Source organism: Streptomyces sp. CO7 (assembly GCF_053474865.1).
Window position 1 is genome coordinate 192,208 of the sequence record NZ_JBRIOU010000006.1, and the last position, 12,104, is coordinate 204,311.

At 73.0% G+C, this 12,104-nt stretch carries 10 protein-coding genes and 1 tRNA gene; 5 read left to right on the forward strand and 6 right to left on the reverse strand.

Going from position 1 to position 12,104, the window contains the following annotated elements; translation table 11 throughout:
* The first annotated feature begins 202 nt into the window (after positions 1–202).
* Positions 203–550: a tetratricopeptide repeat protein gene (locus ACOV8S_RS22260; RefSeq protein WP_448320113.1), complete on the forward strand. Its 348-nt coding sequence runs from the start codon at positions 203–205 to the stop codon at positions 548–550.
* Positions 551–702: 152 nt separating this feature from the next.
* On the opposite strand, the gene ACOV8S_RS22265 is transcribed toward ACOV8S_RS22260, so the two are convergent.
* Positions 703–2,118, reverse strand: coding sequence for a dihydrolipoyl dehydrogenase family protein (locus ACOV8S_RS22265; protein ID WP_448319716.1), 1,416 nt, complete (start codon positions 2,116–2,118; stop codon positions 703–705).
* A gap of 207 nt (positions 2,119–2,325) precedes the next feature.
* On the opposite strand from ACOV8S_RS22265, the gene trxA reads away from it, so the two are divergent.
* Positions 2,326–2,754 carry a thioredoxin gene (trxA, locus tag ACOV8S_RS22270; RefSeq protein WP_448319717.1) on the forward strand — a complete coding sequence of 143 codons (429 nt, stop codon included), beginning with the start codon at positions 2,326–2,328 and terminating at the stop codon, positions 2,752–2,754.
* A gap of 121 nt (positions 2,755–2,875) precedes the next feature.
* A complete protein-coding gene (locus ACOV8S_RS22275) occupies positions 2,876–3,319 on the forward strand; it encodes a type II toxin-antitoxin system PemK/MazF family toxin (protein WP_448319719.1) in 444 nt (147 codons plus the stop codon).
* A 114-nt stretch (positions 3,320–3,433) separates the two neighbouring features.
* On the opposite strand, the gene ACOV8S_RS22280 is transcribed toward ACOV8S_RS22275, so the two are convergent.
* The 4 genes from ACOV8S_RS22280 to ACOV8S_RS22295 all read right to left on the reverse strand — a co-directional run bounded on the left by ACOV8S_RS22280 (position 3,434) and on the right by ACOV8S_RS22295 (position 6,850).
* A tRNA-Val gene (locus ACOV8S_RS22280) sits at positions 3,434–3,508 on the reverse strand.
* Positions 3,509–3,597: 89 nt separating this feature from the next.
* Complete coding sequence (locus ACOV8S_RS22285) at positions 3,598–4,107, reverse strand: hypothetical protein (RefSeq protein WP_448319720.1); 510 nt, start codon at positions 4,105–4,107, stop codon at positions 3,598–3,600.
* 61 nt (positions 4,108–4,168) lie between these two features.
* A complete protein-coding gene (locus tag ACOV8S_RS22290; protein WP_448319721.1) occupies positions 4,169–4,816 on the reverse strand; it encodes a DUF6518 family protein in 648 nt (215 codons plus the stop codon).
* 201 nt (positions 4,817–5,017) lie between these two features.
* Positions 5,018–6,850 carry a beta-galactosidase gene (locus ACOV8S_RS22295; protein WP_448319723.1) on the reverse strand — a complete coding sequence of 611 codons (1,833 nt, stop codon included), beginning with the start codon at positions 6,848–6,850 and terminating at the stop codon, positions 5,018–5,020.
* A gap of 410 nt (positions 6,851–7,260) precedes the next feature.
* Between ACOV8S_RS22295 and ACOV8S_RS22300 the strand changes: the two genes are divergently transcribed.
* Together ACOV8S_RS22300 and ACOV8S_RS22305 are read left to right on the forward strand one after the other, a co-directional pair.
* Complete coding sequence (locus ACOV8S_RS22300; protein WP_448319724.1) at positions 7,261–9,240, forward strand: RICIN domain-containing protein; 1,980 nt, start codon at positions 7,261–7,263, stop codon at positions 9,238–9,240.
* A 101-nt stretch (positions 9,241–9,341) separates the two neighbouring features.
* Positions 9,342–10,640 (forward strand): GDSL-type esterase/lipase family protein, encoded by a 1,299-nt coding sequence (locus tag ACOV8S_RS22305; RefSeq protein WP_448319726.1) that lies wholly within the window; start codon positions 9,342–9,344, stop codon positions 10,638–10,640.
* Positions 10,641–10,668: 28 nt separating this feature from the next.
* Here ACOV8S_RS22305 and ACOV8S_RS22310 read toward each other — a convergent pair whose 3' ends face one another.
* Complete coding sequence (locus tag ACOV8S_RS22310) at positions 10,669–11,976, reverse strand: APC family permease (protein WP_448319727.1); 1,308 nt, start codon at positions 11,974–11,976, stop codon at positions 10,669–10,671.
* Positions 11,977–12,104 lie beyond the last annotated feature (128 nt).

The window sequence follows — 12,104 nt, forward strand, 5'->3', positions numbered from 1 at the left end:
GGGCAGGCGGACGGACCCGGGGGTCCGCAGGGCGGACACGCGGGGGTTACTCGCTCGTAATGTCGGGCCAATGACAGGGACTTGTCAACGATCTGGAGGTGTCTCGTCGCGACAGAAAGTCGCCCGGAGGCCGCCGGGACGCCTCGCGGAACAGTGGGCCGCCGTGCGGTGTTCAGGCGTGCGAAGGGAGGTCGACGTGGAGATGACCAGGTCGTACCACGACCACGGAACGCCGGCCGAGCGCTGGGACAGGGCGCAGAGGCACTTCGGGCGGAAGAACTACGCGGACGCCGCGCGGGTGCTCGCGTCGCTGGTGGAGGAGGTCCCGGAGCAGAGCGGCCCGCGGCTGCTGCTGGCGCGGTCCTACTACCACTCGGCGCAGCTGCGGCGGGCGGAGGCCGAGTGCCGGGTGCTGGTGGAGCGTCACCCGGCGGAGGGGTACGCCCACCTCCTCCTCGGGCGCACCTTGGAGCGGCAGGGCCGCGACGAGGAGGCGCGCCCGCACCTGCGGCTGGCCGCCGCGATGGCGGGCGACTTCGAGGACGCGTGACGTCCGGCCCCGTGACGTCCGGCCCCGGCCCGGTGGTTCGGGGCCGGGGCCGGTGACACCGGGGTCAGGTGGTGGCGGAATGCGGCCGTGTCTGTTCACGGCAGGGGCGCCCCGGCCCGGGGCGCGTCGGGCCCGCGGCGGACGGGGCGGCGTCAGCCCCGGTAGGCCTCCAGGAGGCGGAGCCAGACCTCGCTGAGGGTCGGGTAGGCCGGGACGGCGTGCCAGAGGCGCGCGACCGGTACCTGGGCGACCACCGCGACGGTCGCCGAGTGCAGCAGCTCGCCGACCCCCGGCCCGACGAAGGTGACGCCGCGCAGGATCCCCTTGTCCAGGTCGACGACCATCCGGGCCCGGCCACGGTAGCCGTCGGCGTAGAGCCCCGCGCCGGCCACGGTGGCGAGGTCCACGTCCACCGCCCGCACCCGGTGCCCGGCCCGTTCCGCCTCGGCGAGGGTGACGCCCACCGAGGCGACCTCGGGGTCGGTGAAGACCACCTGGGGCACGGCCCCGTCGTCGGCGGTGGCTGCCGTCGGCGGCGCCTCCCCCCTGGCCCGGGCGCCGATCGCGTCGCCCGCGACCCGCGCCTGGTACTTGCCCTGGTGGGTGAGCAGCGCCCGGTGGTTGACGTCCCCGGCCGCGTACAGCCAGTCGCTCCCGGTGACCCGCAGGGTGTCGTCCACCTCGAGCCACGAGCCGGGCTCCAGTCCCACCGTCTCCAGCCCGAGGCCGTCGGTGCGCGGCGCCCTGCCCGTGGCGAACAGGATCTCGTCGGCCTCCACCCGGTCGCCCGCGTCCGTGACGGCGACCACGGCGCCGTTCTCCCTGCTCACCGCGGTGACCGAGACGCCCGTGCGCACCTCGGCGCCCGCCTCGCGCAACGCCTCGGCGACCAGTTCGCCGGCGAACGGCTCCATGCGCTCCAGCAGGCCGCTCCCGCGCACCAGCACGGTGACCCGGGAGCCGAGGTTCTGCCAGGCGGTGGCCATCTCGGCGGCGACCACTCCCCCGCCGACCACCAGGAGCCGGCCGGGCGCCTCGCGGGCGGAGGTGGCCTCCCGGCTCGTCCAGGGGGCGACGGATCCGTCGTCCAGCCCGGGCAGGCCGGGCAGCGAGGCCCGGCTCCCGGTGCAGACGGCGACGGCGTGGCGGGCGGTGAGGGTCTCGGTCCGGCCCTCCGGTGTGGTGACGGTGACGGTGCGGGGGCCGGACAGGCGGCCGTGTCCGCGGTGCAGCCGCGCTCCGGCGCCTTCCAGCCACGCGACCTGGCCGTCGTCCTTCCAGTGCGCCGCCTCCTCGTCGCGGTGGGCGAGCACCTCCGCCGCGTCGAGGGGCGCCCGGGCGGCGGCGCGCAGGCCGGGCGTGCGGCGGGCGTCGGCGCGCGCGATCACCGGCCGCAGCAGCGCCTTGCTGGGCATGCAGGCCCAGTAGGAGCACTCCCCGCCCACCAGTTCGCTCTCCACCACGGCGGTGGACAGCCCGGCGGCGAGGGTGCGGTCGGCGACGTTCTCGCCGACGGGTCCGGCGCCGATCACGACGACGTCGTAGGCGAAGGTCTCGGTCTCGGTCATGCGGCTCAGTCTTCCGGGTGGTGTGCGAACCGGCCACACGGGTAGGCGCGCCGGACCCGTCCGCTGGGCCGGACGGGTCTGCCGGGTCGCGGAGGCGGCACGCGCACGGCCATATGGGGCGAACGGAATACCCCGCCCGGTCGTGCCGTTGTCGCCGGTGGCCGGGCGCAGTCAGCCGTACGACGTCCAGGAAGAGGTAGTCAGCTCATGAGCAGCACCGTGGAGCTCACCAAGGAGAACTTCGACCAGACGGTCACCGAGAACGAGTTCGTTCTCATCGACTTCTGGGCCGACTGGTGCGGGCCGTGCAAGCAGTTCGCCCCGGTGTACGAGAAGGCCGCGGAGGCCAACCCGGACCTGGTGTTCGCCAAGGTGGACACCGAGGCTCAGCCGGAGCTCGCCCAGGCGTTCGGCATCCAGTCGATCCCGACACTGATGATCGTGCGGGACCAGGTGGCCGTCTTCGCGCAGCCCGGCGCGCTGCCGGCCCCGGTGCTGGAGGACCTGATCGGCCAGGCGCGCGGACTGGACATGGAGGAGGTCCGCCGTTCCGTGGCCGCCCAGCAGGCACAGGCGGAGCAGGGCGGCGGGGCCCAGGGCGGCGCCGCCGAGGGCAAGGGCGGCGAGCCGGCCTGACCGGCCGGAAGGATCCCCGCGGCTGGTTCGCCGGGTTCGTGACCTGATGCGGTCCTGGCGGACCGGCCAGGGTGGCGACCCCGCCGCCAGGGTGGGTCAACAGCCCTCCTACGGTGGGGCGATGACCGTTCCCATCGACGAGGTCCCGGGCCGTTTCGGCCCGTCCGCGACCACAGAGGCCGACGCGCGCGCCGTCGGCCGGGTCCGCACCGAGTACTCCCCCGCCCATGACGGCGACCCCGATCCCGGCGAGATCGTCTGGACGTGGGTGCCGTACGAGGAGAACGACGGCCGGGGCAAGGACCGCCCGGTGCTGGTCGTCGCCCGGGAGCCGGGCGGGACGCTGCTGGCGGTGCAGCTGTCCAGCAAGGACCACGACGGCGACCGCGACTGGGTGCCGATCGGCAGCGGCCCCTGGGACCGCTCCGGCCGCCCCTCGTGGGTGGCGGTGGACCGTGTGCTGCGCGTCCACGACGCCGGCATGCGCCGCGAGGCCTGCGCCCTGGACCGCATGCGGTTCAACCTGGTGGTCCACCGGCTCCGCGAACGGTACGGCTGGCACTGACATCGGCCCCCCGGGCCGGCGCGCGGCTCACCCCGCCGCCGGCCCGAGCCGCGCGTACGTGTGTACATGTCCCGCCGCTGGTGGCGCCGCGGCGGGGTGCGAAGGCCGGTGAGGGGCGGGGCGGCCGGATTCGAACCGGCGTCCTCCGAGATGTCATCGCGGCGCATTACCTCTGTGCTACGACCCCGCCTTGGCCAGGACCTTACGCCGGCCTCGCGACCGGCGCAGCTGATTTTCCCCTGCCCACGGTCCCCGACGGCCGGTCCGGACAGGGGTGTTCACTTCGCGCCGACGGTCTGCGCGAAGTCGGCCAGGATGGTCAGGTCGTCGTCGCGCAGGCCGATGCGCGGGTTGACGTGGTGGAGCAGAGCGGGGGCGCGGTGGCGGGCGGCGACGTAGGCGTCGTCCGCGGCGCTCTGTTCGTCGTCCACCCAGGCGAAGGGCTGGCCTCCCGCGTACGCGACGAGGACCTCGGTCTTCCAGTGGACGCCGTCCGGCCGCTCCCGGAACAGGGCGTCGCCGAAGTCGACGTACGGGAGTTCCGGAAGTCCGACCACGGGGGCGATCCACCGGTTCGCCTTCGCCATCCAGGTGGTGGCCCAGCACAACTCGTAGTCGAGGGCCAGCAGTTGCGCACCGTGCCCCGGATGGAGCCAGACGCGCAACGGCCGGTGCCCGGCGCCCCGCGGAACCCGGATCGTGGTGTAACCGTCGGGCCTCCTCGTGGGCTTGGCGGCGTAGGGGTTGAGAGGACCGTCGACGTCGAGGAACAGCAGTGGACGGCTCATGGTCTCCCCTTCCACGGGGCGTACGGCCGGCCGCCGCCCCCATCCGTGCACCGACCATGCGTCAGCCGAGGAGCGTGGTCAAGATCAATTCGTAGAGGACGAGGTAGGCCAGCAGCGAGAACAGGGCGGCAGCCAGCAGGGTGAGGACGCGTTCCTCGATGGTGCGGCCCATCAGCAGTGCCGTGAGGACCGCGACGGCGAGGCAGGCCCATGCCTGAGGGGCGTAGTGCAGGGCCCAGGCGTAATGGATGGCCTCCGTGCCGAAGACGCCCGCGAGGGCGGCGAGCCCGACGACACGGTGGCGCGGGCCTGCGACGCGCCACCAGGATCCCGCCACTGCGAACAGGGGGCCGGCGACGAACGCCATGCCCAGCCAGACGAGGGGGGCGAACAGGGAACCCATGCCGTCGCGCGCCACCTCCGCGTAGCCGTAGTAGCCGACGACGAGACCGGACTCGGCGCACAGGCCCGCGACGGCGGCCGCGGGCAGGCCCGCCTTCCGGGCAGACAGTGCGCCTGCGACGAACGCGGCGACGGACCACACCGCACCTGAGTTGGCGATCTGGTTCCAGGCTCCGGGAAGCCAGCCCTGGCCGAGGTTGGTCAGGACGCCGAGAAGGAGTCCCCCGCCGAACGCCGACGCCACGGCGAAGGCCCAGGCTCTTTTGCTCGTGTCGGACTCCGAGGCGGTGACGGGAGAGACGGTCATGGAGGTGCTCGCTGTCTTCCGGAGTGGCGTGGGGCGCATGCCTCTTGGTGCAGTGGGAGGGACGCACGGAGCCACTCGCACGTTGCCTCGCTCCGAGCGGCTTCGTCACGTCCTTCGCCACGCTGGTCCACCGCATTGCCGCTCACCGGCTCCGCGACCTCGCGCCGGAGCGGTCGTGCCGTCCTCCGCGCTTCCCACCGGTCAGAAGGTTTCGACGTACTCCTCGGCCGGTCCGAGGTCGGGCCGGCCGAGGATCTCCACCCGGTCGCCCAGTCGTTCGAGCTCCAGCAGGGTGAGGACGTTCTCGCCCGGTACCAGGAGCGGAGCGGGCAGGTAGAGCGTGCGCTGGGGGCCGATCTCCCAGTGGCGGCCCAGCAGGGTGCCGTTCACCCAGACGAATCCCTTGGCGAAGCCGGGAAGGGCGAGGAAGCCGTCGGCAGGCCGGGCGACCGTGAAGCGTGCCGTCGCGAACCCCGCGGCCCCTTCCGGCGGCGCGGCCGACACCGCTCGTGCCAGGTCCTCCTCGGTCCAGGTGTCGAGCGGCAGCGGATGCATCGTCCAGCCGTGCATCAGCCGTGGGCCGACCGTGACCCCACCGAGGATGCCCTTGTGCTCGCCGAGCCGGGGCCCGTAGTTCACCCGCCCCTGATTCTCCACCAGCAGTTCCAGCACGGCCCGTCCGCCCCGGCCCGGCAGAGCGAGGGAGGCGTTCTGCTGGTCGAGGACGCCGAGGGGTACGCCGTCGAGGAAGACCTGGGCGCGATCGCGCAGTCCGTGGGCGGTGAGCCGATGGCTGCCTGCCGGCAGGTCCGGCGTGGCACGGTGGAGGACCAGACCCGAAGCCTGGTCCAGCTCCTCGAAGGTCAGGGGGTGGGGAGAGGTGACCGGGGCGGAGGCGGCGCGGAGTCCCCTCAGCAGGCCGGCTTCGCGGGTGACGGGAAGGCTACGGGGGGACAGCAGCGGCGGATCGGCCGGCAGCGGACGCCGCGGGACCCCGGCGACCGTGTGCAGCAGGTCCCGGTAGGCGTGGAACTTCTCGGTGAGCGCCCCGTGCTCGGCGATCGGAGCGTCGGAGTCGTAGCTGGTCACGGTCGGCTGGTAAGTCGTGCCGTCGTGGTTGGCGCCGGACCACAGTCCGAAGTTCGTGCCGCCGTACGCCATGTAGAGGCTGACCGAGCCGTCGGCACCGAGGATGTCGGAGAGGGTGGCGACGGCGCTCGGGACCGAGCGGACGTGGTGCTTCTCGCCCCAGTGGTCGAACCAGCCGTTCCAGTATTCGGCGCACAGGAAGGGCTCGTCGCGACGGCGCGACCGCAGCAGTGCGGCCGCCTCCCCGGCGTGGGAGCCGAACGTGGCGGCGGCAAGGTGGCCGGGCAAACCGCCGCCGTCCTGCATCAGTTCGGTGGGGCCGTCGGCCGTGTAGAGCAGTTCGGTGATGCCGCGGGCGACAAGAGCGTCCCGCACCCGGCCGACGTAGGCGTGGTCGTCACCGTAGCTGCCGTACTCGTTCTCGATCTGCACGGCGACCACCGGTCCACCCCGGCCCGCCTGGAGGGCCGCGATCCGCGGGATCAGCTCGTCGAACCAGCGCTCCACCTCCGCCAGGTACGGCGGGTGGGAGGAGCGGAGACGCATGCCCGGGCGGCCCGTGAGCCAGACGGGCAGTCCTCCGTTGTCCCACTCGGCGCAGATGTACGGGCCGGGTCGCACGACGACGTCCAGACCGGCCTCCTGGGCCGTGCGCAGGAAGCGTTCGACGTCGCGCGACCCGCTGAACAGGTGCCGGCCGGGGCGCGGTTCGTGGAAGTTCCACGGGACGTAGGTGTCCACGGTGTTCAGGCCCATGGCCGCGACCCGCTCCAGCCGGTCGGCCCACTGCTGCGGGTGGACGCGGAAGTAGTGCAAGGAGCCCGACAGGATCCGGTGCGGTCGTCCGGCCCGCAGCAGCCGGCCGTGCGGATGGGTCAGGACCGGCCCCGGCGCGGCCGCCGGCTCCTCCGCGTTCCGGTGGTCCCCCGGTGTCGTCGTCGTCATGGCCAACCCCTCCGTCGGGCCCGTCGCGCCCGGCAGCCACGCACACGGCCGGCCGGGAAGGGATCAGGCGTGCCGCGCCGGGGCACGGCGGGGCGTTCCCGTGCGGCACGACCCGGACTATGGCAGATGGCGTTGCCGATGCCAACAGGGTCCTGTCCGCAGTCCGTCTCCCGCCGGTGGCCGCCCCCGCGGCAACGGCCGGACCGCCGCACCACCGGACGGCGGACCGTCCGGAACGCAGACGTGGCGCGCACTCTTGACGGTGTCCCCACACGTCTCCTACCGTCCTGGTGGCCAAGACATCAGACGTCTCCTGTCTTGTCCGAGCGGCCTGTACGAGCACGTCGCACCGGCCTGCACGCGTACCTCGCACCTCCCCGACCCGTCCGACGACCTCGCAGGGAGACACCGTGCGCCCACGAAACCTCGCTCTGTTCCTGTCCGTCCTGTCGCTCCCCCTCGCCTCGGTGGGGTTCGCACCTCCCGGCCACGCGTCCGCGCAGGCCCAGTCCTTCCACGTGGACTGCGGTGCCGCCGCCGGTGGCGACGGCAGCCGGACCCAGCCCTGGAACGCCCTGGCGACGGTCAACGCCCGCACGTTCCAGCCCGGTGACACGATCCTCCTGAAGCGAGGTTCCACCTGCACCGGGCAGCAGCTCTTCCCCAAGGGCTCGGGATCTCCGGGGAGCCCGATCCGGATCGGCGCCTACGGCAGTGGGGCCAAGCCGAGGCTGGCGGGCGCCGGCCAGGTGACGGACGTGGTCCGGCTCGCGGACCAGGAGCACTGGGAGATCGCCGACCTCGACATCTCCAACAAGGGGGAGACCGCGGCGACGAGGCGCGGCGTCCACATCACCCGCACCGACTCCGGAACCGGCACGTACTACCGGATCCGTGGGCTGGAGGTGCACGACGTGAACGGCAACCAGACCAAGAAGGACGACGACGCCAGCGCGGGCATCTTCTTCGAGGTCCTCGGCCGGACGACACCGACCCGATTCGACGACGTGGTGGTCGAGAACAACGTGGTGCGCACCGTCGACCGCTACGGCATCCACTTCTGGACGCGATGGATGCTGCGGCCGGAGCTCGCCAACCCCAACTGCGGTACGGCCTGCGGGACCTGGACGCCACAGACCCGCGTCGTCGTCCGCGGCAACACCGTGACCGACATCGGCGGCGACGCGATCGTGCCGCACCACACCGAGGGCGCGCTCGTCGAGCACAACAGGGTCGACGGCTTCCGCGAGCGCGAACCGGCCCATTGCGCCGCGGGCGTCTGGGGCTGGAACACCAACCGCGCCCTGTACCAGTACAACGAGGTCAGCGGCGGAAAAAGCGAGTGCGACGGCCAGGGGCTGGACATCGACGAGGCCAACATCGGCACCGTCTACCAGTACAACTACAGCCACGACAACGAGGGCGGCTTCATCCTCCTGTGCAACGGCTCCGGCTCGACCACCGCCGACAACGTCGTGCGCTACAACATCAGCCAGAACGACGGCGGTCAACTCTTCGACATGGTCTGCGCGAGGACCACCAACACGCAGATCTACAACAACACCTTCCACCTCTCCCGTCCGGTGGAGATCATCAGCAACGCCAACGGGTCGGGCGCCGCGAACGCCGTCTTCAGCAACAACATCTTCCACGTGGCCACGTCCGAGGCCTCCTACGTCGACGTGGGCGGTCTGGCGTTCGACTCGAACGTCTTCCACGGCAGCCACCCGGCCGGTGAGCCGGCCGACCCGAACAAGGTGACCGCCGATCCGCAGCTCGCCGCGCCGGGCACCGCGACCTCGCGCGCCGACGCGGACGGTTACCGGCTCCGGACCGGCTCGTCCGCGCTCGCCAACGGCAGGGCCATGGGCTCGCCCGGCGGACAGGATTACTTCGGCAACCCTGTCGCGGCCGGTTGCGTTCCCGACCGCGGCGCCCACCAGGCGACGTCCGCCTGCACCGCTCCCCCGGGACCGGCGAACGGGGTGTACCAGATCTCCACGGGCGGCCAGGCCATCGACGTACCCGCCAACTCGACCGCGCAGGGGACCCAGCTACACGGCTGGAAGTGGCACGGCGGCAGCAACCAGAAGTGGTCGGTCACCCGCAACGCGGACGGCACCCACACCTTGCGGAACGTGAACTCGGGCCTGTGCGCGGACATCCGCGACAACTCCACGCAGGCGGGAGCGGCCGTCATCCAGTGGCCGTGCAGCGGCGCGGCCAACCAGCGCTGGACCGCCACGTGGAGGAACGGCGGCTACACCCTGACCGCCAGGTCCAGCGGCCTGCTGCTGACCTTGGCGTCCGGCGCCGACGGAGCACCGGTCTCCCAGCAGTCGGCCGGTCCCGCCGCGCTCCAGACGTGGGCCTTCCTCCCCCAATCCTGAACCGACGGGGCCCGCCCCACGCCCCGACCGACGGCGCGTCCCACGGCCCGGCCGGAGCGGCCTCCCCGGGCCGCTCCACGACACGACACGAGGAACGAACCATGCGAAGACGCACCGTACTGACCGCCGCCGGCTCCCTGGCCGCCGCGATCACCGGTCCCGCGGGCCGGGCGTTCGCCGCGGAGACCGTGGGACCGGTCCTGGACCACCGGATCGAGAAGACCTACGACGGCACGTCGTACACCGACCTCTCCGCACACGTGGCGGCTGTCGCAGGGCTGGGCGCCGGGACCGTCCTCGCCACCTGCAGGACCACCAGCCGCAATCCGGCGATGACCCTCCTCAGCGTGTCGAACCCGGCGGAGCCGTCCAGCGAGGTCTTCCTGGGACTGGCGGGCGGGGCCCTGCAGTTCGTCGTCCGGGACAGGGGCGCGGTCAAGGTCAACCGTCTCACCCGCACGATGTACGACGACGGCGCCTGGCACACGTTCGCCGTGACGGTCTCCGGCAACGGCACCACCTTCCACGCCGACGGACGCCCCGTGCTGACCTTGGCGAACACCCAGTTCTTCTCCGCCGTCCCCGGGCTGGCCTCGGTCAACGTGGGGCGCAACCTCGACAGCACCCACCCCGGCGGCGAATGGTTCTACACCGGCGGCATCCGCCGGATCGCCGTGTACGACCGGGCGCTGACCCAGGCGGAGCTGCAGGCGCAGAGCGTCCGCGTGGACCTGACGGACTTCGGCGCCCTCTCCGGGTTCCTCAACTCCGACACCCCCGCCACCTGGGTGATCACGGGTGACAGCATCACGCACGGCGCGCTGTGGACCAACGGCTGGCGCAGTTACACCGAGCACTTCCAGGAGCGCGTCCGCTGGGAGCTGGGCAAGGCCAAGAACTCCGACTTCGTGATCGACACCGGTGTCAGCGGCAGCACAACAAGCGACCTTCTGGCGGCGTTCTCCCAACGGGTCACGGCGTTCGCCCCACGCGTTGTGTCGATCATGCTGGGCACCAACGACGTCGCGACCCCAGGCATCGGACAGGCGGTCTACAGGGCGAACCTCCTGAGACTGGTCGCCGCCGTCCGCGCCCTGCCCGGTGGGGCCGTACCGGTCCTGCAGACCCCCAACCCCGTGGACCTCACGCGATGGAGCAACCGCGCGGCACTCGGTGAATACGCCGACATCATGCGAGGGGTCGCGCAGGAGCAGGGCGTCGTCCTCATCGACCACCACGCCCACTGGCAGGCGGCCCACGGCGGCAGCGTGCCCACGCGTCTCCTGGGGGACGGGCTGCACCCCGACCAGCGCGGTCACCTGTTCCTGGCCCACAAGATGATCAGGGACCTGCGCGTCTTCGACCCCGGCAGCCGGCTCTGCTCCCTGACCATCCCCTAGCACGCCCCGCGCGGCCTCCCGCACCGTTTCAGGCCGTCGCGGCGAGACATGCCGCGGCCCTCGCACGACGGCGGCGGGTGACGCGGACGGTGACGAGGGCCGCGCAGGTCACCAGGAGCGGCCAGGCCAGGTGGAAGCCGCACAGGGCCAGCAGGGCGGTGACCGCGGCCAGCGCCGCCCAGGCGCAACGGCGGCCCCAACTCCCGTGCGGGAGGAGGCGGATGGCGGCGGCGACCCCGATCGCGTACACCACGGCGAAGGAGGCCGCGGAGAACATGACCGCCGGTTCGGCGCCCGTCCCGGAGACGACGACCGCCGCCAGGGTCAGCAGGGCGAGGGCGGCGACGAACAGCAGGCTGCGGCGCGGCGTCTGCCCCACCGTGCTGCCCCTGGCGAACCACCGCGGCAGCGCGCCGTCCCGGCCCAGGGCGGCGCCGAGCTTGGCGGCGCCGGCGAAGTAGGCGTTCATGGTGCCGAAGGTGAGCAGCAGCGCGGCCACCGCGGCGAGCGGACGCGCGCCCTCGCCCAGACCCCGGGCCATCAGGTCGCCGAGCGGCGCCCCGGAGTGCCCGGCGCCGGAGCCGAGGACGGAGACGACGACGAAGGCGGCCGCCAGGTACACCACGCCGACGATCGCGACGGCGGCCCCGGTGGCGCGGGGCAGGTCCCGGTCGGGCCGCCGGAACTCGCCCGCGAGGTGGGCGACCGCCTCCCACCCGGCGAAGCAGAACACCAGCAGGGCAGCAGCGGGTCCGACGGCGGACCAGCCGTGCGGGGCGAACGGCCGCAGGTTGGCGGTGTCGGCGTGCGGGAGGGAGAAGAGCACGGCGGCGGTCAGCAGGGCGAGCAGGAGCGCGAAGAGGACGACCTGCAGCCGCCCGGTGAGGCGGAGTCCGGCGGCGTTGACCGCCGTGACCGTGCCCATCAGGCCGGCCGCGGTGACCACGGTGGTGGGCGTCCCGCCGCCGAGCGCGTCGGAGACGTAGGAGCCGCCGAAGAGGGCGGCGGCCGTGGCGCCCGGCGGTATGGCGAGGTAGAAGCACCAGCCGGCGACCGCGGCGCTCCGCTCGCCGAACGCGAGCCGGGCGTAGGTGGAGACGCCGCCCGCGTCGGCGTGGCGGGCCCCCAGGGCGGCGAAGGCGACGGCCAGCGGCACGGAGAGCACCACCAGCGCCAGCCAGGCCAGCAGCGAGGCGGGCCCCGCGATGTCGGCGGCGAGCGCCGGGAGGGCGATGACTCCGGTGCCGAGCACGGCGCCCACGGACAGGGCGGTGCCCTGCGCCATGGTGAGCCGTCCGGCCGGAAGGGACGGAGGTGTGGAGGTGTGCTGGGACATGGCTCCAGCCTCCGCGGCGGCCCGTTTCGCGGACAGTGGCGGAAACGACGGTGTGCGCTACATTCCTGCCATGGACGACAACGGCACGCCCGTCGGCGGCGCACCTCTCGACGGGGCAACCCCCGGCG

Excerpts from the sequence above, each read along its gene's own strand:
- ACOV8S_RS22260 (WP_448320113.1), top strand. The coding sequence starts at position 203 with ATGACCAGGTCGTACCACGACCACGGAACGCCGGCCGAGCGCTGGGAC.
- ACOV8S_RS22265 (WP_448319716.1), bottom strand. The coding sequence starts at position 2,118 with ATGACCGAGACCGAGACCTTCGCCTACGACGTCGTCGTGATCGGCGCC.
- trxA (WP_448319717.1), top strand. The coding sequence starts at position 2,326 with ATGAGCAGCACCGTGGAGCTCACCAAGGAGAACTTCGACCAGACGGTC.
- ACOV8S_RS22275 (WP_448319719.1), top strand. The coding sequence starts at position 2,876 with ATGACCGTTCCCATCGACGAGGTCCCGGGCCGTTTCGGCCCGTCCGCG.
- ACOV8S_RS22285 (WP_448319720.1), bottom strand. The coding sequence starts at position 4,107 with ATGAGCCGTCCACTGCTGTTCCTCGACGTCGACGGTCCTCTCAACCCC.
- ACOV8S_RS22290 (WP_448319721.1), bottom strand. The coding sequence starts at position 4,816 with ATGACCGTCTCTCCCGTCACCGCCTCGGAGTCCGACACGAGCAAAAGA.
- ACOV8S_RS22295 (WP_448319723.1), bottom strand. The coding sequence starts at position 6,850 with ATGACGACGACGACACCGGGGGACCACCGGAACGCGGAGGAGCCGGCG.
- ACOV8S_RS22305 (WP_448319726.1), top strand. The coding sequence starts at position 9,342 with ATGCGAAGACGCACCGTACTGACCGCCGCCGGCTCCCTGGCCGCCGCG.
- ACOV8S_RS22310 (WP_448319727.1), bottom strand. The coding sequence starts at position 11,976 with ATGTCCCAGCACACCTCCACACCTCCGTCCCTTCCGGCCGGACGGCTC.